Genomic DNA, 24,095 nt, shown 5'->3' on the forward strand with positions numbered 1-24,095 from the left:
CAACTAACTCGCAGATCAGGCCGTTTTGAGCCCTCAAAACGGCCCCAAGTGCCAGTCAGTTGGGTCAGTGACAGAAAAAGGAACATCGCCGTGTCAACGAACACCCCCGTAGGAACCGCCGTCCGCCCGTTGCGCGTCGCCGTCGTCGGCTCCGGCCCTGCCGGCGTCTACGCCGCGGACATCTTGACCAAGAGCGAGGCCGTCAAGAGCGGCGAACTGACGGTCAGCATCGACCTCTTCGACCGCTACCCGGCGCCCTACGGCCTGATCCGCTACGGGGTGGCCCCCGACCACCCGCGCATCAAGGGGATAGTCAATGCCCTGCATAAGGTCCTGGACCGCGGCGACATCCGCTTCTTCGGCAACGTGGACTACGGCACGGACCTCACCCTGGAGGACCTCCGCACCCACTACGACGCCGTCATTTTCGCCACCGGGGCCATCAAGGACGCGGACCTGAACATCCCCGGCATCGAACTCGAGGGTTCCTTCGGCGGCGCCGACTTCGTCTCGTGGTACGACGGCCACCCCGACGTGCCCCGGGACTGGCCGCTGGACGCGAAGGAAATCGCCGTGATCGGCAACGGCAACGTCGCCCTCGACGTCGCCCGGATGCTCTCCAAGCACGCGGATGATCTCCTCGTCTCCGAAATCCCGGACAACGTCTACGCCGGCCTGAAGGCCTCCCCGGTCACCGACGTGCACGTCTTCGGCCGCCGCGGCCCGGCCCAGGTGAAGTTCACCCCGCTGGAACTGCGCGAACTCTCCCACTCCAAGGACGTCGACATCATCCTCTACGCCGAGGACTTCGAGTTCGACGCCGAATCGGACCGCCAGATCCAGAGCAACAACCAGACCAAGACCATGGTGGGCACGCTGACCAACTGGATCGCCGAGCAGCCCGAGGACCTCTCCGAGCTCACGGCCTCCCGCCGCCTGCACCTGCACTTCCTGCACAACCCGGTGGAGGTCTACGGGGACAATACCGGCGACGCCGGCACCCCCGGCCGCGTCGCCGGCATCAAGTTCGAACGCACCGAGCTCGACGGCACCGGCAACGCCCGCGGCACCGGCGAGTTCGTCGACTACCCGGTCCAGGCCGTCTACCGCGCGGTCGGCTACTTCGGCTCCGCCCTGCCCGAGGTCGAATTCGACCACAGCAAGGGCGTCGTCCCCAACGACGGCGGCCGCGTCCTGGACGCCGCCGGGACTCACGTGCCGGGCATCTACGCGACCGGCTGGATCAAGCGCGGCCCCGTCGGGTTGATCGGCCACACCAAGGGCGACGCCCTGGAGACCGTGACGCACCTGCTCGAGGACCGCGGGGACCTGCCGCTGGCCGCGGCACCCGAGCCGGAGGCGATCGCGGAGCTTCTGGCGGGCCGCGGCGTCGAGTACACCAGCTGGGAAGGCTGGCTGGCCCTGGACGCGCATGAACGCTCCCTCGGCGAGCAGGCCAGTGCGGCCGGCGAGTCGCACGGCGTCGCCGTCCAGCGCGAGCGCATCAAGGTGGTCCCGCGCGAGGACATGGTGGAAATCTCCCGCGGCGGGGTGGCCGCAGAGGTCTGATCCCCGAACAAAAAGCAACGCGGGGTCACTTCGCGCCCATTCCGCCGGGAATTATGGGCCGTAAGTGACCCCGCGTTGTTCGTAAAGACGCGAAATCCTGCCGGTAATCAGTAGGCTTACCGTCATGGATGAGCAGCGCACGCAAACCGCCGGTCAGGGTGTCCGCCGATGAGGCTCCGTCACAGCAACGCGTCCGGCCGCGGGTACCGCCGGGTCGCGGCTGGCGCCGGCTTCAGCTACAAGGACCTGGACGGCTCCACCCTCCCACCCGGCCCGGTGCGGGACCGGCTGGAAAGCATCGGGATCCCGCCGGCCTGGACCGATGTCTGGATCGCGCCCTACGAGAACGGCCACATCCAGGCCACCGGGGTCGACGCGGTCGGCCGGCGCCAGTACATCTACCACCCCAGCTGGCGGGAGCGGAAGGACCGGCTGAAGTTCGACCGTTCGCTGCAGCTCGCCGAGACCCTGCCGTCCGCGCGGCGGCTCGTGACCTTGGACCTGCGCTCCGAAGGGCTCACGCGGGAGCGTGTGCTCGCGGCCGGGTTCCGGATGCTGGACAGCGGATCGCTGCGCGTGGGCTCCGAGCGGTACACCAACGAGAACGGCAGCCACGGCCTGGCCACCCTGCTCTGCGCGCATGTGAAGGTGCGCAAGGACGAGCTCCGGCTCAGCTTCCCGGCTAAAAGCGGCAAGACCTGGGAGTCCCGGATCGACGACGCCGACCTGGCCGACGTCGTCCGCTCGCTCAAGCGCCGCGGCGGCAACGCGCGCCTGCTCGCCTACAAAAACGGACGCAGCTGGCATCCGGTCACCAGCGCGGAGATCAACGACTACGTCAAGGAGCGCACCGGCGGGGACTTCACCGCCAAGGACTTCCGCACCCTGCGCGGGACGGTCGCCGCGGCCGTGAGCCTGGCCCGGAGCGGACCGCAAGCTAAGGTCTCGGCCCGGAAACGCGCCGTGAGCCGTGCCATGGTGGATGCGGCAGCGGTGCTGGGGAACACGCCGTCGATCGCCCGGAAGAGCTACGTGGATCCCCGGCTGCTGGACCACTTCGCAGCGGGGGAGACCATCGACCCGCAGCGGCCGGACTCAGCCGAGTCGGAGATCCGGGCACTGCTGTACCAGGAAGGCTCGGTCGTCCCGCTGGGCTGAGCGGCTACATCCGCCCGAACCTCGCACGGATCAGGGCGAACACGCCGTAGGCGATGAACCCGGCGCCGATCGCCAGGAGCAGGAAGGGCCCGAACGGGTGGTGCTGCAGCGCCTTGAGGCTGCCGTCCAGCCCGGTGGACGAGCCCGGGTCGTTGGTGGCCGCGGCGATCACGAACAGCAGCCCGGTGAGGACCAGCGCCAGCCCCTTGGCGACGTGGCCGGCAACCCCCAGGGCACTGACGAGGTGGCCGCGGTGGGTTCCCTCGAAGTGCCGCAGTTCCTCCTTGAACTTCTTGCCCAGGCCCTTCACCACAAAAAAGACGCCGATCCCGCTCACCGTCAGGCCCAGGCCGATCAGCAGCGGCGCACCCAGTGGCCGGTTCATCAGGGCCTGGCTGAAGGCGGCGGTGGAATCCCCTGAGTCGCTGCGGACCCCGACGGCGAAACTGGCGAAGGTGAAACCGACGCTGCCGTAGGCAATGGCCAGGAAACCAGAGGAAACCAGTTTGCCCAGCCGTTGGCCGCGCGGCAGGTGCCGGGCCCGCAGGGTTGCCTCGCTCAGCTGCCACAGGGCGAGCCCGGCGCAGCCGATGCAGCCGGACCACGTCACCGCGGGGCCCCAGGGGTTGGCGGCGAGCTGTTCAATGGCGCCGGTGGGCTCGGCCTGGCCCGGCGCGCCCAGCACCAGCGCGACGGCGATCGCCCCGATGACGACGTGGAGCAGTGCCATCACGGCGAATCCCCAGCGCGCGACGACGTCCAGCACCCTGCTGTTGGAGGCGGCCTCCGCGGCATCGGCGGCATCGCCCAGGACGGCGTCCCGGTCCGGCTTCGCTGGCCAGCCCGGCAGTTTTCCGGTCAACCGTCTTCTTCCATGGCTACGAGCTTACGTGCCGCGCCGCCGGAACCCCGCCGGAAAGCCCGGGCTACCAACTTTTTGGTAAGTGTGCTTACCATATGCGCGGTGCGACCACGCAGCTGGCCGCACCAATCCGGATTCGCAAACACACGATAGGACGCTCATCATGGCAGGTAATCTTGTTGCCCGATCCATCCACGACCTGACCGCCGGCGCGTGGTTCGGCGGTTCACTGATGGGAGCCATCGGGCTGAACGGCGCGACGGCGGAGGCCAAGGACCCCACCGAGCGCACCCGGCTCTCCAGCCTCGGCTGGAAGAAGTGGGCCCCATACCAGACCGCGGCTTTCGGCGCGCACTTCCTCTCCGGCCTGGCCATCATGTGGGAGAACAAGGGCCGGATGGCCAAGCAGGACGGCGTGACGCGGCTGAGCGTCTACAAGTCCGTCGTCACCCTGGCCGGTGCCGCCGTGACGCTGTACGCCGGCCTGCAGGGCGCGAAGGTGGACAAGCTCGCGGCCGAAGGCGGCAAGGGCGCCACGGAGCCCAAGCCCGGGGCCTCGGAGGAGCTCCGGTCCGCCCAGCGGCAGTTGAAGGTCCTGCAGTGGGCCATCCCGGTCTTCGCCGGCTGGGTGATTGTCCTCGGTGCCAAGCAGGGTGAGATGCAGCGGCCCAAGAACGTCTTCAAGGGCCTCGCCCGCTAGGACAACGCAACGCGGGGTCACTTCGCGCCCATGCCGGAGCTCCGGATGGGCCGTAGGTGACCCCGCGTTTCCTGTGTCTGCAGGCGCGGAAGGCGCGTCAGCGGGGGTGGCGGGCGCTGAGCCGTTGGACGGCCAGCGCCAGCCACAGCTGCACCCGGTCCGCGGTCTGGGCCGGGTCGTAGCCGGTCAGCTCGGTGATCTGGGCCAGCCGGTAGCGGACCGTGTTCCGGTGCAGCGTCAGCTCTTCGGCGACGGCGGCCACCGAACCGTTGTTGGACAGGTAGCTCTCCAGCGTGGTCATCAGTTCGGCGCCGTGGGCGGCGTCGAACGTCCGGAGCGGGTTCAGCGACTCGTTGGCCATGTCCGCCAGCGGAACGTCCTCGCTGGCCAGCAGCAGCGAGGTCAGGCTCAGCCGCTCCGGTTCGTTGACGGGCAGTCCGTGGCTGGCCGCGTCGCGGGCCTCGAAGTAGCTCCAGCGCAGCCCGTTCGGTTTGGTGTAGGCGCCGCCAATGCCGATCGTGGCATGAATACCCGCCTCGGCGAGGTGGTCGATGAGGCTCCGCGCCAGCGCGCTGGCGCCGCTGCCGTCGTCGTGCACCAGCACCACCAGGTCCTTGCCGACGACGGCGGTCACCGCCGCAGCGAGGGGCTGCGGCAGCGAGGAGCTCCCCAGCTGCTTGGCGTGGGCGGCCGATTCGGCCAGCAGCACCACGTTCTTGCGGGTGCTGTTGACGCCGATGCCGGCCAGACGCCGGGTGGCCTCGGTGGGCTCCAGCGTCCCGTGGATAACGTCCTCGAGCACCTGCCCGGCCAGGGCCCGCTGCGCCTGGCGCTGCTTGACCATGTTGTTCAGTTCCACGCTGATCAGGTTCTGCGCGTAGCCGATGATCCCCGAGTCCTCGAACGGGTGCCGCACCCACAGCGTGCAGGCGTCCCGGCGGCCGGTCGGGATCGGGTAGGAGGCCCAGCCGTCCGCGGTGGGGGAGGGGCCGCCGGCTGCGCTGTTGTAGAGCTGGGCGGTGAACTGCGTCAGGACAATGTCGGTGCGCAGCATGGAGCCCAGGTGCTTGAGCAGTTCGGCCAGCCCGCCGCCGGTCAGCAGGGCGCGGGCCAGGACCTGGTGCCCGGCGATCAGGCGCTCCAGCTTGGCGTAGTGGTCCGCGGACTGGGCGTCGGCGACGAGCTTGCCGATCGCGATGAAGGGCGTTTCGTAGGGCACTTCGACCACCGGCAGGCCCCAGCGGTTGGCCTCCGCGACCAGGGCCGGGGGCACCGCCTCGTGGGTGAGGCCGATCCCGAAGCCGATGCCGACCGCGCCGGCGCGCTGGACCTGGCGCACAAAGCGGCGCTGCTCGGGCGCGCTCCGCAGCCGCATCCCGGTGGTGAGAACCAGCTCCCCGCCGTTGAGGAAGCGCTGCGGGTCCTCCTGCTCGGTCACCGCGACCCAGTGGATGTCCTGGTGCCAGGTGGTCTCCGCGAGACCTGCCTTGGTCAGCTTGAGGGACGGCACCCCCACCAGGGCCGCGAGCGAAATTGCCATGGAATCAGGATAGCCGGGCGCTGGTCAAGCGCACTAAATCACTGCGACTTCGGTGTGCAGCTGCCTATTCCACGGCTTGCGCGCCTCGCATAGGCTCGGAGCAGTCGCAGATCCCTTCCCCCTGCCTTCGCCAGGCCAGCACGAAAGAGGTTGTACACCGTGGTTCAAACCTTGCAGAACTTCATCAACGGCGAGTTCGTCACCCCCGCCGGGACCGCCCTGCTGGACATCGTCAACCCCACCAACGGCGAGGTGGTGGCCAAGTCGCCGGTCTCGGTGCAGGCCGACGTCGACGCCGCCATGGCCGCCGCGAAGGACGCCTTCGCCAGCTGGAAGCACGTCACCCCCGGCCAGCGCCAGCTGATGCTGCTCAAGCTCGCCGACGCCGTGGAGGCCAACAGCGACGAACTCGTCGAAGCCCAGCACCGCAACACCGGCCAGGTCCGGTCCCTGATCGCCGCGGAGGAAGTAGCCGCCGGCGCGGACCAGCTGCGCTTCTTCGCCGGAGCCGCCCGCCTCCTGGAAGGCAAGTCCGCAGGCGAATACCTCGAGGGCCACACCTCCTACGTGCGGCGCGAACCGATCGGCGTCGTCGCGCAGGTCGCCCCGTGGAACTACCCGTTCCTGATGGCGATCTGGAAGATCGGCCCCGCGCTCGCCGCCGGCAACACCGTGGTGCTCAAGCCCTCCGACACCACGCCCGAATCCACCCTGGTCCTGGCCCGCCTCGCCGGCGAGATCCTCCCGGCCGGCGTGCTCAACGTCGTCCTCGGCACCGGCGAGACCGGTTCCCTGATGGTCGAGCACAAGATCCCGGGCCTGGTCTCGATCACCGGGTCCGTGCGGGCCGGCATCGCCGTCGCCTCCGGAGCCGCCAAGGGCCTCAAGCGCGCCCACCTGGAACTCGGCGGCAAGGCCCCCGCGATCGTGTTCAAGGACGCTGACATCAAAAAGAGCGCCGCCGCCATCGCCGAGTTCGCCTTCTTCAACGCCGGCCAGGACTGCACCGCCATCACCCGGGTCCTGGTCCAGGACTCCGTGCACGACGACGTCGTGGCCGCCATGGTGGAGCACACCAAGACCCTGCACACCGGCTCGCAGAACGACGAGGACAACTACTTCGGCCCGCTGAACAACGTCAACCACTTCAACGCGGTCACCTCCGTCGTGGAGCACCTGCCGGCGAACTGCAGGATCGAGACCGGCGGCCACCGCGCGGGGGAGAAGGGCTTCTTCTTCGAGCCCACCATTGTCACCGGCGCCAAGCAGACGGACGACATCGTGCAGAAGGAAACGTTCGGCCCGGTCATCACCGTGCAGAAGTTCAGCACCGAAGCCGAGGCGATCGAGCTGGCCAACGACGTCGACTACGCCCTCGCTTCCAGCGTCTGGACGACGGACCACGGCACCGCCATGCGGGTCAGCCGCGACCTGGATTTCGGCGCCGTCTGGATCAACACCCATATCCTGCTCACCGCCGAGATGCCCCACGGCGGCTTCAAGCAGTCCGGCTACGGCAAGGACCTCTCGATGTACGGCGTCGAGGACTACACCCGCATCAAGCACGTCATGAGCGCGCTGGACGCCTGAGTCGTTTCACGACCCAGAAGCACGGCTCCGCGCACAACCAGCACGCAAGAAAGGCTCTCCCATGACCACCACAGCAAACGACATCACCTACCGCCTCGAGCAGAAGCGCCGTGTCCAGGCCGACTTCCCGGGCCCCAAGTCCGCCGCCCTGACCGAGCGCCGCAAGGCCGTCGTCGCGTCCGGCGTCGCCTCCAGCGTCCCGGTCTACGTCGCCGACGCCGACGGCGGCATCATCCACGACGTCGACGGCAACTCGTTCATCGACCTTGGCTCCGGCATCGCCGTGACGAGCGTCGGCGCCTCGGATCCCGCCGTCGTCGGCGCCGTCAAGGAGGCCGTGGAGCACTTCACCCACACCTGCTTTATGGTCACCCCCTACGAGGGCTATGTCGCCGTCGCCGAGCAGCTGAACCGCCTCACCCCGGGCGACCACGAGAAGCGCACCGTGCTCTTCAACTCCGGCGCCGAGGCCGTGGAAAACGCCGTCAAGGTGGCCCGCCTCGCCACCGGCCGGGACGCCGTTGTCGCGTTCGACCACGCCTACCACGGCCGCACCAACCTGACCATGGCGCTGACCGCCAAGGCCATGCCGTACAAAACCAACTTCGGCCCGTTCGCGCCCGAGGTGTACCGGATGCCGATGAGCTACCCGTACCGCGAGGAAAACCCGGAGATCACCGGTGCCGAGGCCGCCAAGCGCGCCATCACCATGATCGAGAAGCAGATCGGCGGCGAGTCGGTGGCCGCGATCATCATCGAGCCGATCCAGGGCGAGGGCGGCTTTATCGTCCCGGCCGAGGGCTTCCTGCCGGCCCTGGCGGCCTGGGCCAAGGACAAGGGCATCGTCTTCATCGCCGACGAGGTCCAGTCAGGCTTCTGCCGCACCGGTGAATGGTTCGCCGTGAACCACGAGGGTGTTGTCCCGGACATCATCACGATGGCCAAGGGCATCGCCGGCGGCATGCCGCTCTCGGCCATCACCGGCCGCGCCGAGTTGCTCGACGCCGTCCACCCCGGCGGCCTCGGCGGCACCTACGGCGGCAACCCGGTCGCCTGCGCCGCCGCGCTGGCCTCGATCGGCTCGATGGAGCAGTACGACCTCAACGCCCGTGCCCGCCACATCGAGGAAATCGCGCTCGGCAAGCTGCGCGAGCTCGCCATCGAGCTCCCCGTGATCGGGGACGTCCGAGGCCGCGGTGCCATGCTCGCCGTCGAACTGGTCGAGGCCGGCTCCAAGGAACCGAACCCGGAGCTGACCAAGGCCGTCGCCGCCGCCTGCCTCAAGGAGGGCGTCATCATCCTCACCTGCGGCACCTACGGCAACGTCATCCGGCTGCTGCCGCCGCTGGTGATCAGCGACGAACTGCTGCTGGACGGCCTCGACGTCCTCGCCGCGGCGGTCCGCGCCCACGCCTAGCAGCGCGCCCGGCGCCGGCCGGACAAAGGAGCCGCGGACCGCAGGGTCCGCGGCTCCTTTGTTGTCTCCGCGGAGTGCCACAAAGTTCCGCCCTAATCCCGGCGCCGCTGGGCTAGAGTCGTTCCTACCACTGCAGGAACGCAGACCGGCCGACGTCGCCCGGAGACCCGGAGCCAAGCTGGATTCTGCCCCAGACCCGTAAGGGGTTCTTAGATGCGATACGTAGTTGGCTACACATCCAACGACCGCGGCGCCGACGCCGTCGCGCTGGCTTCGGCCATGGCCCGGGCACAGGGCGCCCACCTGGACCTGGTCCACGTCGTGGACCGGAACACCCCGTATGTCGCGCTGAACCCGCAAGGGAACCGGGTCAGCGCGGCGGAGCAGGCCGTCCTCACCGCCGAACGGCAGGGTCTCGCCCTGGTTCCGGAGGGCCTGGACGCCAGATTTCACGTACGCCAGGCGGACTCCTTCGCCGCGGGCCTGATCGATGCCGCCCTCGAGTACCGCGCCGGCCTGATTGTGGTGGGCGCCGCGAGCAACGGCCTGTTCAAGCGGTACAGCGTCGGCAGCGTGGCCAACGCCCTGCTGCATGCCTCGCCGGTGCCGGTGGCCCTGGCTCCGCGCGGCTACCGTCGCACGGAGCCGATCAGCAGGCTGACGCTTGCCGTCGGCCGGCGCACCGGAGCCGAGGCCGCGATCGACGTCGCGATTGAATCCGCCGAACGCCGCGGCGTGCCGCTTCGCCTGGTCTCGCTGGTCGAGCTGGATGCCGAGGGCGACGGCGGCGAAAACGTCAACGCCGCGCACGTCCATGCCAACACCGTGCTCAAGGCCGCGGCCGAGCGGCTGCCGGCCGGGCACCACGTCAGCGTGGAGGTCGCCCACGGCCGGACCATCGAAGAGGCCATCGACGACCTCGAATGGGACGACGCGGAGATCATGATCGTCGGATCGTCCCGGCTGGCGGAGAAGAACAAGCTGTTCATCGGGAGCACGGCCAACAAGGTGCTCCGCGCCCTGCCGGTTCCCATGGTTGTGGTGCCGCGCGACTACGTCCGCATCGACAGCAGCCCGGAGGACTGAGGGCCGGCGCCGCCGCTACCGGGTTACCGGCTAGGCGGCGGCGCGGGCCAGCCGGCGGGTCACGGCGTTCTTCCGGGTGGTGAGCAGCATGTCCGCCGTCAACACCAGCAGGGCCAGCCAGACGACGCCGAAGCCGATCCAGCGCTCCGGCGTCATGGCCTCCTGGAACACCACCAGGGCCACGATGAACTGCAACACCGGGGCGAAGTACTGCAGCAGCCCGATTGTCGTCATGGGCAGCCGGCGCGCGGAGGCGCCGAAGAACAACAGCGGAACCGCAGTAATGACGCCCGAGGCGGCGAGCAGCCAGAAGTGCCCGGCGCCGTTGCTGGTCAGGGTCGCGGCCCCGGTCGTGGCCAGGACGATCATGGTCACCCCGGCGAGCGGGGACAGCACAATGGTCTCCACCGAAAGGCTGGTGATCGCGTCCGCCCGCGGGCCCACGCGTTTCTTGACGAAACCGTAGAGGCCGAAGCTGAAGGCCAGGGTCAGGGCGATCCACGGCAGCTTCCCGTAGGAGTACGTCAGTACGCCCACGGCAACGAAGCCGATCCCGACGGCGGCCCACTGCAGCGGCCGCAGTTTCTCCTTCAGGACGAAAACGCCCAGCAGCACGGACACCAGCGGGTTGATGAAGTAGCCCAGGGACGTTTCGACGGCCTGGCCGGTAGTCACGCCGTAGGTGTAGGTCAGCCAGTTGACCGCGATCAGCGCGGCCGCCAGTGCGAGCGGGCCGATCACCGTGCGGTTCCGGAACGCGGCGCCGATCACCCGCCAGGAGCGGGTGACGGTGATTAGCAGGGTGCAGAACAACAAGGACCACACCACCCGGTTGGCCACGATTTCGACGGCACCGGCCGGGTGCAGCACAAAGAAGTACAGCGGCAGCAGCCCCCAGAGCCCGTAGGCGCCGACGCCGAACAGGATTCCCGCCGTCGTATCCTTGTCCACGGCCTTAAGCTCGCCCGGCTTCGCGGCGGCGGCTCCGGCGGCGGCTCCCGTGGCGGGAACGTCGGCGGGGGCCACGGCGCCCGGCGACGTCAGGGCGGCGGGGGCAGGGGATCGGTCCGAGATAGGCACAAGATCAATAACACCACCCCCGGTGCGCCTATTCCTGCCGGCAGGCACGGCAGGGCGCAGCCGGAGCCTGCGATTTCGGTCACGCGCGGAGCGATGAAACCGCCGGGGACATTTAGAATGGGGGACTGTGCGCTCTAACATACCGGCGCACCCGCCAAGACTCAGAAGGGCTCCCGTGTCCAACTCGGCCGAATCTTCGTCCAAACGTCCACTCCGCGTCGCGATCGTCGGCGCCGGACCGGCCGGTGTCTACGCCGCGGACATCCTCACCAAGTCCAACGAGGTCAAGGACGGCGACTTCGAGGTCAGCATCGACCTGTTCGAGGCCTACCCGGCGCCCTACGGCCTGATCCGCTACGGCGTGGCCCCCGACCACCCGCGGATCAAGGGCATCGTCAACGCCCTGCACAAGGTCCTGGACCGCGGCGACATCCGCTTCCTCGGCAACGTCAGCTACGGCAGGGACCTGACCCTGCACGACTTCCGCGCCTTCTACGACGCCGTGATCTTCTCCACCGGCGCCATCAAGGACGCGGACCTGCACATCCCCGGCATCGAGCTCGAGGGCTCGTTCGGCGGGGCCGACTTCGTCTCCTGGTACGACGGCCACCCCGACGTCCCGCGGGACTGGCCGCTGGAGGCCAAGGAGATCGCCGTGATCGGCAACGGCAACGTGGCCCTGGACGTGGCCCGGATGCTGGTCAAGCACGCGGATGACCTGCTCGTCACGGAGATTCCGGACAACGTGTACCGCGCCCTCAAGGATTCCCCGGTCACGGACGTGCACGTCTTCGGCCGCCGCGGCCCGGCGCAGGTGAAATTCACCCCGCTGGAGCTGCGCGAACTGTCCCACGCCAACGACGTGGACATTGTGCTCTACCCCGAGGATTTCGAGTTCGACGAAGCCTCCGACGAGGCGATCCGCACGAACAACCAGATCAAGACCATGGTCAACACCCTCGGCAACTGGCTCGTCGAGGAGCACGCCGAGTCCGAGGAACCGTCCTCCCGGCGCCTGCACCTGCACTTCCTGCACAACCCGGTCGAGATCTACGACGACGCCGCGCATCCGGGCAAGGTGGCGGGGATCAAGTTCGAGCGGATGCGGCTGGACGGCACCGGAAACGTCAAAGGCACCGGGGAGTTCGTCGACTACCCGGTGCAGGCCGTCTACCGCGCCATCGGCTACCACGGCTCGCCGCTGGAGGAACTCGAATACGATGCCCGGCGCGGGGTCATCCCGAACGAGGGAGGCCGGGTTCTCGACGCCGAGGGCAACCCCGTGCCCGGCATCTACGCCACCGGCTGGATCAAGCGCGGCCCGGTGGGCCTGATCGGCCACACCAAGGGCGACGCGCTGGAGACGATCGGGTTCCTGCTCGAGGACCGGCTCACCCTCCCGCCGGCCCAGAACCCCGATCCGCAGGCCATCATCGACCTGCTCCAGGAGCGCGGCATCGAATACACCACCTGGGAAGGCTGGAACCGGCTGGACGCGCACGAACTCGCCCTCGGCGCGGCGTGGACCGACGCGAACGGGGCCGACGGCGTCGTGCGTGAACGCATCAAGATAGTGCCGCGCGAGGAAATGATTAAGATTTCCCGGGGCTGAGGCCGACGTCGGGGCCTCCTCTGGCGGCGGCCCGGCGCGCCCCGTAGACTCGACCGGACGCGGCTGCATGCCGTCGCGCACCGACGACGGTGCCAGCAGGTGGGAGTTCAATGAGGAATCCGGTCGAGCAGGCCATCCCGCGCGGCCCCGGCCTGAGCCCGGAGCTCCGCCAGCGGTACGCCCGCGCGGGGCATGAGCAGCTGGGGTCCCTGGACCCGGGGACCGAACAGCTGCCCGGGCTGCGCAGTCTGATCCGGGAATCCTGGCAGCGTTCCGCCCAGCTGCACGCGAACCCGGACAACCCCGAAGCCCCGCTGGCCATGGACCGCGAGGAGCTCGAGGAGTACCGCCGGCAGCACCCGCTGGCCGCGATCATGCCCGTGATCCACAAACTGCTGGTCCTGCCCAGCCACGACAGCGGCATGCTGGTGGCGGTAGGCGACGAGGTGGGCCGGCTGCTCTGGGTCGAGGGGGACCCCGCCATGCAGCGCCGCGCCGAGGGCATGATGTTCGTTCCCGGCGCCGACTGGTCCGAGGCCACCGTGGGCACCAGCGCGCCCGGCACCGCGCTCGCGCTGGGCCGCGGCATCCAGATCGCCGGCGCCGAACACTACAAACGCTCGGTGCACCCCTGGAGCTGCACGGCCGTCCCGTTCCACGACCCGGATTCCGGCGCCCTGCTGGGCGTCGTGGACATCACCGGCACCGAGTCCGCCGTCGCGCCGCACACCCTGTCCCTCGTGGAGGCGACGGTCGCCGCGGCGCAGGCGCACCTCCGGGTGGAGCGGCTCCAGCTGGCCGCTGCGCGCCAGTCCACGCCGGCCCGACGCCGGTCCTCCGGTGCCGCGTCCTCGACCGCATCGGCCCCGCGGCCAGCCTCGCGGGCCGCCGGCGCGCGTGCCAGGGCCTCCGGCAGCCTGTACCGCAACAGCCTGCAGCTTCTCGGCCGCGACCAGGCGGTGCTGAGCATCGACGGCCGCACGGTCACGCTTTCCGCCCGGCACAGCGAAATCCTCGCCCTGCTCAGCACGCACCCGGAAGGCCTGAACGCGGAGGAACTGAGCGCGCGGCTCTACCCGGACGGCGGCTCCACCATGACACTGCGCGCCGAGATGGTGCGCCTGCGCAAGGTCCTCCAGCAGCTCAGCGCCGACGCCGTCCCGGAGTCCCGGCCCTACCGGCTGCCGATGGACCTCATGCCGGATTCCGCCCAGGTCCTCAGCTGCCTGCAGCGCGGCGCCCACCGGATTGCGCTGGAAATCTACCGCGGTGCGCTCCTGCCGCGCTCCGAGGCACCGGGGGTCGGCGAGCTCCGCGGCCGCGTCTCCGCCCTGCTCCGCGAGGCCGTGATGACCGACGGCAGCGCCGAGTCGCTGCTGAAGTATGCGGAGCTGCCTGAGGCGCGCGACGACGTCGGCGTCCGCACCGCGGCGCTGAAGCTGCTGCCGCCGCGCTCGCCGAAGCGGGCCGCCGTCGTCGCGGATCTGGAACGGCTGGAAGCGGAGCTCAGCGCCTGAGCCCGCCGCCGCGGGCGGCTCCAGCGGCCCGTACCCGCGCCGACGTGACCCGGCTCACATGGTTGCAACCTAGCTGCAACCTCCCCGCTCCTAAGCTGATGCCAGCGGCGGCCCGCAGGACCCCTGGCCGCCTCCGCCAACCATCTTGCACAGCAAAGGAGCTAGCAATGACTGTCTACGCACAGCCCGGTACCGAGGGCTCGAAGGTCACCTTCAAGGACCGCTACGAGAACTGGATCGGCGGGGAGTGGGTTGCCCCGGTCAAAGGCCAGTACTTCGAAAACATCACCCCGGTGACTGGTAAAGCGTTCTGCGAGGTCGCCCGCGGCACCGCCGAGGACATCGAACTGGCCCTGGACGCCGCGCACAAGGTCGCCCCGTCCTGGGGCAAGACCTCCGTCGCCGAGCGCGCCGCCATCCTGAACAAGATCGCCGACCGGATCGACGAGAACACCGAGATGCTCGCCGTCGCCGAATCCTGGGACAACGGCAAGCCGATCCGCGAGACCCTCAACGCTGACATCCCGCTCGCCGCGGACCACTTCCGCTACTTTGCCTCCGCCGTCCGCGCCCAGGAAGGCCGGCTGTCCCAGCTCGACGACGACACCACCGCCTACCACTACCACGAGCCGCTCGGCGTCGTCGGCCAGATCATCCCCTGGAACTTCCCGATCCTGATGGCCGTCTGGAAGCTCGCCCCCGCCCTCGCCGCCGGCAACGCCGTCGTCCTCAAGCCGGCCGAGCAGACCCCGTCCTCGATCCTGGTGCTGATGGAACTCATCAGCGACCTCCTGCCGGCCGGCGTCGTCAACGTTGTCAACGGCTTCGGTGTGGAGGCTGGCAAGCCGCTCGCCTCCAGCCCGCGGATCCGCAAGATCGCCTTCACCGGCGAGACCACCACCGGCCGCCTGATCAGCCAGTACGCCTCCCAGAACCTGATCCCGGTCACCCTGGAACTGGGCGGCAAGAGCCCCAACATCTTCTTCAACGACGTCGCCGACAACAACGACGCCTTCTACGACAAGGCCCTCGAAGGCTTCACCCTCTTCGCTTTCAACCAGGGCGAAGTCTGCACCTGCCCGTCCCGCGCCCTGGTCCAGGAAGGCATCTACGACTCCTTTATGGCCGACGCGCTGGCCCGCACCCAGAAGATCATCCAGGGCAACCCGCTGGACACCGACACCCAGCTCGGCGCCCAGGCCTCCAACGACCAGCTCGAGAAGATCCTCTCCTACATCGACATCGGAAAGCAGGAGGGCGCCAAGGCACTCACCGGCGGCGCCCGCGCGGAGCTCTCCGGCGACCTCGCCGGCGGGTACTACGTCCAGCCGACGATCTTCGAGGGCCACAACAAGATGCGGATCTTCCAGGAGGAGATCTTCGGCCCGGTGGTCTCCGTGACCCGGTTCAGCGACTACAGCGACGCCATGGGCATCGCGAACGACACCCTCTACGGCCTCGGCGCCGGCGTCTGGTCCCGCAACGGCAACGTCGCCTACCGTGCCGGCCGCGAGATCCAGGCGGGCCGGGTGTGGGTCAACAACTACCACGCCTACCCCGCCGGCGCCGCGTTCGGCGGGTACAAGTCCTCCGGCATCGGCCGCGAGAACCACGCCATGATGCTGGACCACTACCAGCAGACCAAGAACCTGCTGGTCAGCTACAACGAGAACAAGCTCGGCTTCTTCTAGGCCGGCGCGGCGGGGCGGACCTTGGCGGTCCGCCCCGCCCCCTTCCCGGCGCCGGGATCCCCGGCGCCGGCCGTTCCACCGAACCAGGAGAAGACCATGACCCAGGCCAGGCTCGAAGCCGCCCCGACGCGGACCGGCGAGGACTTCTCCCGCGTGGCCCTCACCCCCGAGGCCGTGGAGCTGCTCCGCAAGCTCTGGCTCCAGCACGGGCCCCTGATGTTCCACCAGTCCGGCGGCTGCTGTGACGGGTCCTCGCCCATGTGCTATCCGGCCGGGGAGTTCCTCACCGGCGACTCCGACGTGCTGCTGGGCCTGTTCGACATTTCGGATGGCCTGCAACCGCAGCCGCTGGAATTCTGGATGTCCAGGGAACAGTTCAACTACTGGAGCCACACGCACCTGACGGTCGACGTCGTCTCGGGCCGGGGCAGCGGGTTCAGCGTCGAGGCGCCCGAAGGGAAGCGGTTCCTGATCCGCTCGACCCTGATGGACTGGCCCGTCTGAGCCTCCGCGGACGCGCACCCTGGCGTCTCACATTGTGGGACAAAAGCGGCCGTCCAGTGGATGGACACTACTATGGATAGGTCCGTTTCCAACCCAGCTACCGAAATTTTTGGACCTTCCTATGAATCTTTTCCGGACCAAATCCATTGAGCAGTCGATTGCCGACGCCGATGAGCCCGGACGCAAGCTGAAGCGCTCGCTCAGCACCTGGGACCTGATGATCATGGGCGTCGCCGTTGCCGTCGGCGCCGGAATCTTCTCGGTCGGGGCCAAGGCCGCCGCCAACTTCGCCGGCCCCGCCGTGACCATCTCCTTCGCCATCGCGGCCGTCACCTGCGCCCTCGCGATCATGTGCTACGCCGAATTCGCCACCGCCATCCCGGTGGCAGGCTCCGCCTACGTCTTCACCTACGCCACCATGGGCGAGGTGCTGGCCTGGATCATCGGCTGGAACCTCATCCTCGAGCTCTTCACCGCCGCGGCCGTGATCGCCAAGTACTGGGGTATCTACCTCAGCAAGGTCTTCGCGCTGATGGGGCTGGACGTTCCGCCGTCGATCTCCGTGGCCGGCGTCGACCTGTTCTGGGGCGCCTTCCTGATTGTCGCCGTGTTCACAGTGCTGCTGGTCCTCGGGACCAAGCTCTCCGCCCGCGTCGGCAACGTCTTCACCCTGATCAAGATCGCCGTGGTGCTCTTTGTGATCGTGGTCGGCTTCAGCTACGTGAAGTTCGAGAACTACGCGCCGTTCGTCCCGGCCTCCGAACCCACCGGCGGCACCGGCGCCACGGACGTGCTCAAGCAGTCCTTCTTCGGCTTCCTCACCGGCGCGGCCCCCGCACAGTACGGCACCCTCGGCATCTTCGCCGGGGCGGCCCTGGTGTTCTTCGCGTTCATCGGCTTCGACGTCGTCGCCACCTCCGCCGAGGAGGTCAAGAACCCGCAGAAGACGCTGCCCCGCGGCATCTTCGGCGGCCTCGCGATCGTCACCGTGCTCTACATCCTGGTCTCACTCGCCCTGACCGGCATGGTCTCCTACACCAAGCTGGCCGAGGCGAAGAACCCCACCCTGACCACCGCCTTCGAGGCCGTCGGCAACACCGACGCGGCCAAGGTGATCGCGTTCGGCTCGCTGGTCGGCCTGACCACGGTGATTATGGTCCTGCTGATGGGTCTCTCGCGGGTGGTCCTGGCGATGAGCCGCGACGGCCTGCTGCCCCGCTCGCTGTCCAAGACCAGCACCATCCGCGCGACGCCGGCCCGCCTGCAGATCATCTGCGGCACCGCCGTGGCCCTCGTGGCCGGGCTGACCAACGTGGACCTGCTCGAGGAAATGATCAACATCGGCACGCTCTCCGCGTTCGTGATGGTCAGCCTCGGCATCCTGGTGCTGCGCAAGAAGCGTCCGGACCTCAAGCCGGCGTTCCGCGTGCCGTTCGGGAAGGTGCTGCCGGTCGTGTCGGCCGTACTGTGCCTGTACCTGATGACCAACCTGGCCGTGGAGACCTGGATCTTCTTCGCCATCTGGCTGGCCATCGGCATCGCGATCTACTTCGCTTACGGCCAGCGCCACTCCCGCCTCAACGAGAAGTTCGCTGAGGCCCGGGCGGCTGTCAGCGGCGCCGGGTCCGCCGGCACGCCGGCCGCGCACACGAACGACACCGCCAACGCTGCCGCCAGCGGCGGGGAGCGCCCTGACGAGAACTCTGACCAGAACGCGGAGACGCTCTCCCGCTCCTAGCCGCACCGCCGCAATCCAACGCGGGGTCGCTTTCGGCCCGTCCGGCCTGTCCGGATGGGCCGAAAGCGACCCCGCGTGTTTTGTGTGCGCAGCATCTTCCACACTCGTCTCAGAGGTGTAACAATGCGCCCAATGTGGTTGACCTCACACTAGCCTTGGGACAGACTTCTTTTTGAACGTTTGTTCGAAAAGCGAACAACTGGGGCTTGGGGGCTAGTCACTTCCACGCCAATGCGCACATAGGAGTGAACATGAAACGTCGTATCATCACCGTGCTGGCGACCGCATCGGTCCTCGCACTCTCGGCCTGCGGCAGCGGATCGCCGAGTTCCACCGGCGGCGGTGCCGCATCCGGTGGCGCCTCCGGCGGCGGCGAGTTGACCAAGGTCAGCGTTGGTGTGATCCCGATCGTCGACTGCGCCCCCATCTACCTCGGCAACAAGCAGGGCTTCTTCAAGGACGAAGGAATCCAGCTGGACATCCAGACGGCCACCGGCGGCGCGGCGATCGTCCCCGGCGTGGTGAGCGGCAGCTTCGACTTCGCCTTCTCCAACCTGATCTCGGTCATGGTCGCGAAGGACAAGGGCCTTGACCTGAAGTTCGTCGCCAACGGCGCCTCGACCACGGGGGAGAAGGGCAAGGACATCGGCGGCGTCGTCATTCCGGCCGGTTCCAGCATCCAGTCCCCGAAGGACCTCGCCGGCAAGACCGTCTCGGTGAACAACCTCTCCAACATCGGTGACACCACCATCAAGTCCATCATCGAAAAGGACGGCGGGGACCCCTCGAGCGTGAAGTTCGTGGAAGTCGCCTTCCCGGATGCCCCGGCCGCACTGGCGAACAAGCAGGTGGACGCCGCCTGGATCCTGGAGCCCTTCCTGTCCAAGGCGGTGGCCAACGGCGGCAAGATCATCTCCTCCAACTTCGCGGACATGAGCCCCGAGCTGGATATTGCCGGCTACTTCACCAAGGCGGACACCATCAAGGGCAAGGCCGAGCTGACCCAGAAGTTCACCCGGGCCATGAACAAGTCCCTCGAATACGCCCAGGCGCACCCGCAGGAGGTCCGCGACATCGTGGGCACCTACACCAAGATTGACGAAGCCACCCGCGCCAAGATGATCCTGCCGCGCTACCGGGTGGAGTTCAACAAGGACGCTTTCAAGACCCTCGGCGACGCCGCCGCCAAGTACGGCACGCTGTCCAAGGCACCGAACGCCGGCGATCTCCTCCCGTGAGTTCCAACGCTGCGGTCCCCGCCGGTCCCGCCCCCATCGCGGGGCGCGACCGGCGGTCCGCCCGCAAACTTCCGGTAAAACAGCTCCTCGGCGTCGCCGGGATCGTAGGCTTCCTGGCCACCTGGGAGCTAATTCCCCGGCTGGGCATCATCGACGAACGCTACCTGCCCCCGGCCAGCGAGGTTATGGTGGCGCTGGTCCGCGACTTCGGCCTGACCGCCTTCTGGGTCTCGGTCGGCGAAACGATGAAGGCCTGGTTCCTCGGCCTCATCATCGCGGTCGCCCTCGCCGTGCTGCTGGGCTTCATCATCGGCTCCAGCACGGTCCTGCGCAAAGCGACCAACTCCACCATCGAATTCCTGCGCCCCATCCCGTCCGTGGCACTGATTCCGCTGGCGGTGCTGCTCTTCGGTGTGAAGATCGAGTCATCCCTCATGCTGATCACCTACGCCGCCTTCTGGCAGGTGCTGATCCAGGTCCTCTACGGTGTGGCCGACGTCGACATGGTCGCCAACAACACCGCCAAAACCTACGGGCTGGGAGCCATGGCACGGATCCGCTACGTCGTGTTCCCCACCGCCCTGCCGTACCTGATGACCGGAGTCCGGCTCGCCGCCACCGTTGCCCTGGTGCTGGCCATCACGGCGGAACTGGTGATCGGCTCGCCCGGGCTCGGCCGTGAAATCGCTCTCGCCCAGTCCGGCGGCGCCATCTCCGGGATGTACGCCCTGGTCCTCGCGACGGGCCTGATCGGGGTCCTGATCAACGTCCTGATGCGGTTCATCGAAAAGAAAACCCTGTCCTGGCACTCCTCCGTCCGTTCCGAGGCGATCGTATGAAAGCTGTGAAAACCGCGGGCTACGTGCTGGCGCTGCCCGTCCTGTTGGTTCTGGCCTGGTGGGCCGCCACTTTGGGCTCGGTCAATTTCTTCGTCCCCACCCCCGCCGCCCTGGTCAGCAAGTTCGGCCAGGTGTGGTTCGGCCCCCGCTTCTTCACGGACGTGTTGCCCAGCATCGGCAGGCTCCTGGTCGGCGTTGTCGCGGCGATCGCGATCGGCGTCGTCGGCGGTGTGTTGATCGGTTCGGTCAAATGGCTCCGCGCGCTGCTGGAACCCACCCTGGAATTCTTCCGCGCGATCCCGCCGCCGGTGCTGGTTCCGGTGCTGATGCTCCTGCTGGGAGGCACGGATTCCATGAAGGTCGTGGTCATCATCTCCGGCTGTGTCTGGCCGGTCCTGCTGAACACGATCGAAGGCGTCCGGGCCGTGGACTCGGTGCTCTCCGACTCCAGCCACACCTACGGGATCGACGGCTGGGCCCGGGTCCGGTACCTCGTCCTGCCGTCGGCCAGCCCGCAGATCATGGCCGGCGTGCGCCAGTCGCTGTCCCTGGGGCTGATCCTGATGGTCATCTCCGAAATGTTCGCCTCGTCCTCAGGGCTGGGCTTCACCATTGTCCAGTTCCAGCGCTCCTTCGCCATCCCGGAAATGTGGTCCGGCATTGTGGTGCTGGGGCTCCTGGGCGTGGCCATGTCATTCATCTTCCAGTGGGCCGAGCGGAACATCCTGCGCTGGTACCACGGCCAGAAAGAGGTAGAAAATGCAGCCTAGTGCAGCCCCGGCGGTCCCGGAAGCGATGCTTTCGGTCCGCGGATTGAAGAAGGTCTACCAGACCGACGGCGGCGACATCGAGGCGGTGCGGAACCTCACCTTCGACCTCCGCGCCGGGGAGCTGGCCTGCCTCGTGGGACCCTCAGGATCCGGCAAGACCACCCTGCTCAAGTGCATCTCCGGCCTGATGGCGCCCACCGAGGGCGAAGTGCTCCTGGACGGCAAACGGGTGTCCGGACCGCCGAAGAAGATGGCCGTGGTGTTCCAGGAGTACGGCCGCTCGCTGTTTCCCTGGATGCGGGTCCGGGACAACGTGGAGCTGCCGCTGAAGAACCAGCGTGTGCCCAAGGCCGAACGTGACCGGCTCGTCGACGAGGCCCTCGAAGCTGTGGGCCTTGCGCACGTGCCGCGTTCCTACCCCTGGCAGCTTTCCGGCGGCATGCAGCAGCGGGTGGCGATTGCCCGGGCCATCGCGTACCAGCCCGAGGTGCTGCTGATGGACGAACCCTTCGCCGCCGTGGACGCGCAGACCCGGGCGGACCTGGAGGACCTGATCCGCGCTATCTGGAAGAAGTTCGGCGTGACGGTGCTCTTCGTGACCCACGACATCGACGAATCCGTCTACCTGGGCGAGCGGGTCATCATCCTCTCCAGCTCCCCGACTGTGGTGCAGGAGGACATCGTGATCGACCTCCCGGTGGAGCGCGACCAGTTGGAGACCCGGTCCCTGCCGCGCTTCACGGAGCTCCGGCACCACGTCTACGAGCAGATCCAGCTCGCAAAGAAGGGCCACCGGCCGGCGGCGGCCGGCGCACCGGCGTCGGATCTCCCGGCAACGGCCACTCCGGTCAGCCCGACGGCGGCCTCCGGGACCGCCGGCGCCTAGCGGCCCTGCCGGCCACGGATTTCCGCTGCAGAACGGGATTTCCGCTACGGAAGCGGACCAGCGCATCCCGGATCCGGGGGGCACTGGTCCGCCAGCGGCGCGGGTGTCCGGAAGTGCCGCGAAAATGTACCCCTACGGCCGCTTCGACACTGGGAGTGCGACGCTGGCCACACCATGGGGTGCCGCCAGGGGACCGGCGCCCGCGCCTTAAAGTCAAGAACACCCCGCCGCGGATCTCCGCGTCGGGGTGTTCTTTGGTGCTGGGGGCAGCTAGCCGACCTTGTTGGCCGCCTCGGCGTCCGAGGTACCGGCAGCGGCGGCGCCCAGGTTGGCGCGCAGCTTCGCGCCGAGCTCGGCGTCGACGTTGGTCCAGTACTGGATGGCGCGTTCCTTGATGGCTGGGCTCTTTACGCCGCCCACGGCGCCCGTGATGGTGTCCAGCAGGCGCGCCTTGGCGCCGTCGTCGAACACCTCGCGGTACAGCGTGCCGGCCTGGCCGAAGTCGCCGTCCTCAGCGTGCAGGGAGTGCGCGGAGAGCGTCAGCTCGCCGTCGTTCTCCCAGCCGCCGGCCGGGCTCTGCGGCTCCACGGCAGCCGGGCCGCCGACGGAGTTCGGGGCGTACACCGGAACCGAGGGCGCGTTGAAGTGGTAGCGTCCCGCGCCGTCCTGGCTGTAGTTGTTGACCTGGCTCTTGGGCAGGTTCACCGGGAGCTGGGCGTGGTTGGTGCCCACGCGGTAGCGGTGTGCGTCGGCGTAGGAGAAGATGCGGGCCTGCAGCATCTTGTCCGGCGACGCGGCGATGCCCGGCACGAAGTTCGACGGCGCGAAGGTGGCCTGCTCGATCTGCGCGAAGTAGTTCTCCGGGTTCTTGGTCAGCTCCATGGTGCCGACCTTGACCAGTGGGTAGTCGCTGTGCGGCCAGACCTTGGTGAGGTCGAACGGGTTGAAGCGGTAGGTCTTGGCGTCCTCGTAGGGCATAACCTGCACGTGCAGGTCCCAGGACGGGAAGTTGCCGGCGGCGATGTTTTCCTGCAGGTCGCGGATGTAGAAGTCCGCGTCCGAGCCGGCCAGCGACTCGGCCTCGTCGCCGGTCAGGGACTTGACGCCCTGGTTGGACTTGAAGTGGTACTTGACCCAGAACCGCTCGCCCGCGGCGTTGATCCACTGGTAGGTGTGCGAGCCGTAGCCCTGCATTTCACGCCAGGAGGCCGGCAGGCCGCGGTCGCCCATCAGCCAGGTGACCTGGTGCGCGGACTCGGGGGAGAGGGTCCAGAAGTCCCACTGCATGTCCGCGTCGCGCAGGTGGGTGCCCGGCAGGCGCTTCTGCGAGTGGATGAAGTCCGGGAACTTGATGCCGTCGCGGATGAAGAACACCGGGGTGTTGTTGCCGACCAGGTCGTAGTTGCCCTCGGTGGTGTAGAACTTCACGGCGAAGCCGCGGGGGTCACGCCAGGTGTCCGGGGAGCCGTTCTCGCCGGCGACGGAGGAGAAGCGGATGAGCATGTCCGTCTCGGTGCCCGGCTGGAACAGCGCGGCCTTGGTGTACTGCGAGACGTCGCCGGTGGTCTTGAAGGTACCGAACGCGCCGCCGCCCTTGGCGTGCACCACACGCTCCGGCACGCGCTCGCGGTTGAACTGGGCCAGCTTCTCGATCAGGTAGTGATCGGTGAGGATGATCGCGCCGTCGGCACCGACGGACTGCGAGTGGGCGTCGGACGTGACGGGGGCACCGGACTGGGTCGTGGACACTGCGGGCGCAGAGATGTTCTGAGTCATCGTTCTCCTATTTCTGTTTCTAACTAGTTACGGTCGGCGGGAAGTGTTTGGGTGCGCTGGCAGTCCTCGCAGATGCCCTGGTACAGGACGTCCGCGATCTGGATGGTCATCGGCTTGGCGCCGGCATCCCAATGCGGGGTCAGGCACGGCGCGTGGCCGACGGCGCACTCGACGTCCTCGACGCGGCCGCAGCTGATGCACACGGCGTGGTGGTGGTTGTCGCCCACCCGGGTCTCGTACAGCGCCGGGGAGTGCGGTGGTTCGAAGCGGCGCAGCATCTGCAGCCCGGTCAGGTCGCCGAGGACCACGTAAACGGATTGCGCCGTCAGCTCCGGCAGTTCCTCGCGGGCGGCGGCGAGGATCCCCTCCGCCGGCGAGTGCGGGTGGCGTTCGACGGCGGCCAGCACGGCCAGCCGCTGTTTGGTCACCCGGCGGCCGTGGGCGCGCAGGGCGGCTGCCCATGCTTCGCTGCTGCCCGCGGAATCCGTCATGGCCCCATTCAAGCACTTATTTTTAGCTGTT

General features: G+C 68.2%; 20 protein-coding genes. 15 read left to right on the forward strand and 5 right to left on the reverse strand.

All coding sequences use genetic code 11. From position 1 onward, the window contains the following. Window positions 1–90: 90 nt before the first annotated feature. Window positions 91–1,569, forward strand: coding sequence for an FAD-dependent oxidoreductase (locus AC6I9V_RS11595; RefSeq protein ID WP_349412310.1), 1,479 nt, complete (start codon window positions 91–93; stop codon window positions 1,567–1,569). A gap of 168 nt (window positions 1,570–1,737) precedes the next feature. Continuing rightward, a complete protein-coding gene (locus tag AC6I9V_RS11600; protein WP_349412309.1) occupies window positions 1,738–2,727 on the forward strand; it encodes a DNA topoisomerase IB in 990 nt (329 codons plus the stop codon). Between the two features lie 4 nt (window positions 2,728–2,731). Here AC6I9V_RS11600 and AC6I9V_RS11605 read toward each other — a convergent pair whose 3' ends face one another. Continuing rightward, window positions 2,732–3,589: a DUF1206 domain-containing protein gene (locus AC6I9V_RS11605; RefSeq protein WP_349412308.1), complete on the reverse strand. Its 858-nt coding sequence runs from the start codon at window positions 3,587–3,589 to the stop codon at window positions 2,732–2,734. Between the two features lie 163 nt (window positions 3,590–3,752). On the opposite strand from AC6I9V_RS11605, the gene AC6I9V_RS11610 reads away from it, so the two are divergent. Continuing rightward, on the forward strand, window positions 3,753–4,289 hold the full coding sequence (locus AC6I9V_RS11610; RefSeq protein ID WP_497899550.1) for a hypothetical protein: 537 nt from the start codon (window positions 3,753–3,755) through the stop codon (window positions 4,287–4,289). A 97-nt stretch (window positions 4,290–4,386) separates the two neighbouring features. Here AC6I9V_RS11610 and AC6I9V_RS11615 read toward each other — a convergent pair whose 3' ends face one another. Continuing rightward, window positions 4,387–5,829: a PucR family transcriptional regulator gene (locus AC6I9V_RS11615; RefSeq protein ID WP_349412306.1), complete on the reverse strand. Its 1,443-nt coding sequence runs from the start codon at window positions 5,827–5,829 to the stop codon at window positions 4,387–4,389. A 159-nt stretch (window positions 5,830–5,988) separates the two neighbouring features. Here AC6I9V_RS11615 and AC6I9V_RS11620 point away from each other — a divergent pair, with 159 nt between their 5' ends. The 3 genes from AC6I9V_RS11620 (at window position 5,989) to AC6I9V_RS11630 (ending at window position 9,922) form a co-directional block, all read left to right on the forward strand. After that, window positions 5,989–7,419, forward strand: coding sequence for an aminobutyraldehyde dehydrogenase (locus AC6I9V_RS11620; RefSeq protein WP_349412305.1), 1,431 nt, complete (start codon window positions 5,989–5,991; stop codon window positions 7,417–7,419). 61 nt (window positions 7,420–7,480) lie between these two features. Further along, on the forward strand, window positions 7,481–8,836 hold the full coding sequence (gabT, locus tag AC6I9V_RS11625) for a 4-aminobutyrate--2-oxoglutarate transaminase (protein WP_497899551.1): 1,356 nt from the start codon (window positions 7,481–7,483) through the stop codon (window positions 8,834–8,836). A gap of 213 nt (window positions 8,837–9,049) precedes the next feature. Beyond that, entirely contained in the window at window positions 9,050–9,922 is an 873-nt protein-coding gene (locus AC6I9V_RS11630; RefSeq protein ID WP_497899552.1) for a universal stress protein, read from the forward strand. A 30-nt stretch (window positions 9,923–9,952) separates the two neighbouring features. Here AC6I9V_RS11630 and rarD read toward each other — a convergent pair whose 3' ends face one another. Next, window positions 9,953–11,011 carry an EamA family transporter RarD gene (gene rarD / locus AC6I9V_RS11635; RefSeq protein WP_497900309.1) on the reverse strand — a complete coding sequence of 353 codons (1,059 nt, stop codon included), beginning with the start codon at window positions 11,009–11,011 and terminating at the stop codon, window positions 9,953–9,955. Window positions 11,012–11,177: 166 nt separating this feature from the next. On the opposite strand from rarD, the gene AC6I9V_RS11640 reads away from it, so the two are divergent. The 9 genes from AC6I9V_RS11640 (at window position 11,178) to AC6I9V_RS11680 (ending at window position 21,797) form a co-directional block, all read left to right on the forward strand. Further along, complete coding sequence (locus tag AC6I9V_RS11640; RefSeq protein WP_497899553.1) at window positions 11,178–12,614, forward strand: FAD-dependent oxidoreductase; 1,437 nt, start codon at window positions 11,178–11,180, stop codon at window positions 12,612–12,614. 110 nt (window positions 12,615–12,724) lie between these two features. Further along, a complete protein-coding gene (locus tag AC6I9V_RS11645; protein ID WP_497899554.1) occupies window positions 12,725–14,131 on the forward strand; it encodes a GAF domain-containing protein in 1,407 nt (468 codons plus the stop codon). Window positions 14,132–14,298: 167 nt separating this feature from the next. Continuing rightward, entirely contained in the window at window positions 14,299–15,822 is a 1,524-nt protein-coding gene (gene exaC, locus AC6I9V_RS11650; protein WP_497899555.1) for an acetaldehyde dehydrogenase ExaC, read from the forward strand. 96 nt (window positions 15,823–15,918) lie between these two features. Further along, window positions 15,919–16,326 (forward strand): DUF779 domain-containing protein, encoded by a 408-nt coding sequence (locus AC6I9V_RS11655; protein ID WP_497899556.1) that lies wholly within the window; start codon window positions 15,919–15,921, stop codon window positions 16,324–16,326. Window positions 16,327–16,447: 121 nt separating this feature from the next. Continuing rightward, the gene (locus tag AC6I9V_RS11660; RefSeq protein WP_497899557.1) at window positions 16,448–18,064 is read left to right on the forward strand and encodes an amino acid permease; all 1,617 of its coding nucleotides are present in this window, start codon (window positions 16,448–16,450) and stop codon (window positions 18,062–18,064) included. 251 nt (window positions 18,065–18,315) lie between these two features. Then, a complete protein-coding gene (locus AC6I9V_RS11665; protein WP_497899558.1) occupies window positions 18,316–19,302 on the forward strand; it encodes an ABC transporter substrate-binding protein in 987 nt (328 codons plus the stop codon). Further along, window positions 19,299–20,141, forward strand: coding sequence for an ABC transporter permease (locus AC6I9V_RS11670; RefSeq protein WP_497899559.1), 843 nt, complete (start codon window positions 19,299–19,301; stop codon window positions 20,139–20,141). The genes AC6I9V_RS11665 and AC6I9V_RS11670 overlap by 4 nt, the downstream gene beginning before the upstream one ends. Beyond that, on the forward strand, window positions 20,138–20,911 hold the full coding sequence (locus tag AC6I9V_RS11675; RefSeq protein ID WP_497899560.1) for an ABC transporter permease: 774 nt from the start codon (window positions 20,138–20,140) through the stop codon (window positions 20,909–20,911). The genes AC6I9V_RS11670 and AC6I9V_RS11675 overlap by 4 nt, the downstream gene beginning before the upstream one ends. Next, on the forward strand, window positions 20,901–21,797 hold the full coding sequence (locus AC6I9V_RS11680) for an ABC transporter ATP-binding protein (RefSeq protein ID WP_497899561.1): 897 nt from the start codon (window positions 20,901–20,903) through the stop codon (window positions 21,795–21,797). The genes AC6I9V_RS11675 and AC6I9V_RS11680 overlap by 11 nt, the downstream gene beginning before the upstream one ends. A gap of 270 nt (window positions 21,798–22,067) precedes the next feature. Here AC6I9V_RS11680 and AC6I9V_RS11685 read toward each other — a convergent pair whose 3' ends face one another. Continuing rightward, a complete protein-coding gene (locus AC6I9V_RS11685) occupies window positions 22,068–23,573 on the reverse strand; it encodes a catalase (RefSeq protein WP_497899562.1) in 1,506 nt (501 codons plus the stop codon). 23 nt (window positions 23,574–23,596) lie between these two features. Then, entirely contained in the window at window positions 23,597–24,064 is a 468-nt protein-coding gene (locus AC6I9V_RS11690) for a Fur family transcriptional regulator (protein WP_349412292.1), read from the reverse strand. Between the last annotated feature and the right edge of the window lie 31 nt (window positions 24,065–24,095).

It is taken from the genome of Arthrobacter sp. SlRoot2-15, from assembly GCF_059739345.1.

Coding starts and splice junctions, on each gene's coding strand:
- gabT (WP_497899551.1), top strand. CDS start 7,481: ATGACCACCACAGCAAACGACATCACCTACCGCCTCGAGCAGAAGCGC.
- AC6I9V_RS11665 (WP_497899558.1), top strand. CDS start 18,316: ATGAAACGTCGTATCATCACCGTGCTGGCGACCGCATCGGTCCTCGCA.
- AC6I9V_RS11600 (WP_349412309.1), top strand. CDS start 1,738: ATGAGGCTCCGTCACAGCAACGCGTCCGGCCGCGGGTACCGCCGGGTC.
- AC6I9V_RS11630 (WP_497899552.1), top strand. CDS start 9,050: ATGCGATACGTAGTTGGCTACACATCCAACGACCGCGGCGCCGACGCC.
- AC6I9V_RS11690 (WP_349412292.1), bottom strand. CDS start 24,064: ATGACGGATTCCGCGGGCAGCAGCGAAGCATGGGCAGCCGCCCTGCGC.
- AC6I9V_RS11680 (WP_497899561.1), top strand. CDS start 20,901: ATGCAGCCTAGTGCAGCCCCGGCGGTCCCGGAAGCGATGCTTTCGGTC.
- exaC (WP_497899555.1), top strand. CDS start 14,299: ATGACTGTCTACGCACAGCCCGGTACCGAGGGCTCGAAGGTCACCTTC.
- AC6I9V_RS11615 (WP_349412306.1), bottom strand. CDS start 5,829: ATGGCAATTTCGCTCGCGGCCCTGGTGGGGGTGCCGTCCCTCAAGCTG.
- AC6I9V_RS11645 (WP_497899554.1), top strand. CDS start 12,725: ATGAGGAATCCGGTCGAGCAGGCCATCCCGCGCGGCCCCGGCCTGAGC.
- AC6I9V_RS11610 (WP_497899550.1), top strand. CDS start 3,753: ATGGCAGGTAATCTTGTTGCCCGATCCATCCACGACCTGACCGCCGGC.
- AC6I9V_RS11660 (WP_497899557.1), top strand. CDS start 16,448: ATGAATCTTTTCCGGACCAAATCCATTGAGCAGTCGATTGCCGACGCC.
- AC6I9V_RS11675 (WP_497899560.1), top strand. CDS start 20,138: ATGAAAGCTGTGAAAACCGCGGGCTACGTGCTGGCGCTGCCCGTCCTG.
- AC6I9V_RS11655 (WP_497899556.1), top strand. CDS start 15,919: ATGACCCAGGCCAGGCTCGAAGCCGCCCCGACGCGGACCGGCGAGGAC.
- AC6I9V_RS11685 (WP_497899562.1), bottom strand. CDS start 23,573: ATGACTCAGAACATCTCTGCGCCCGCAGTGTCCACGACCCAGTCCGGT.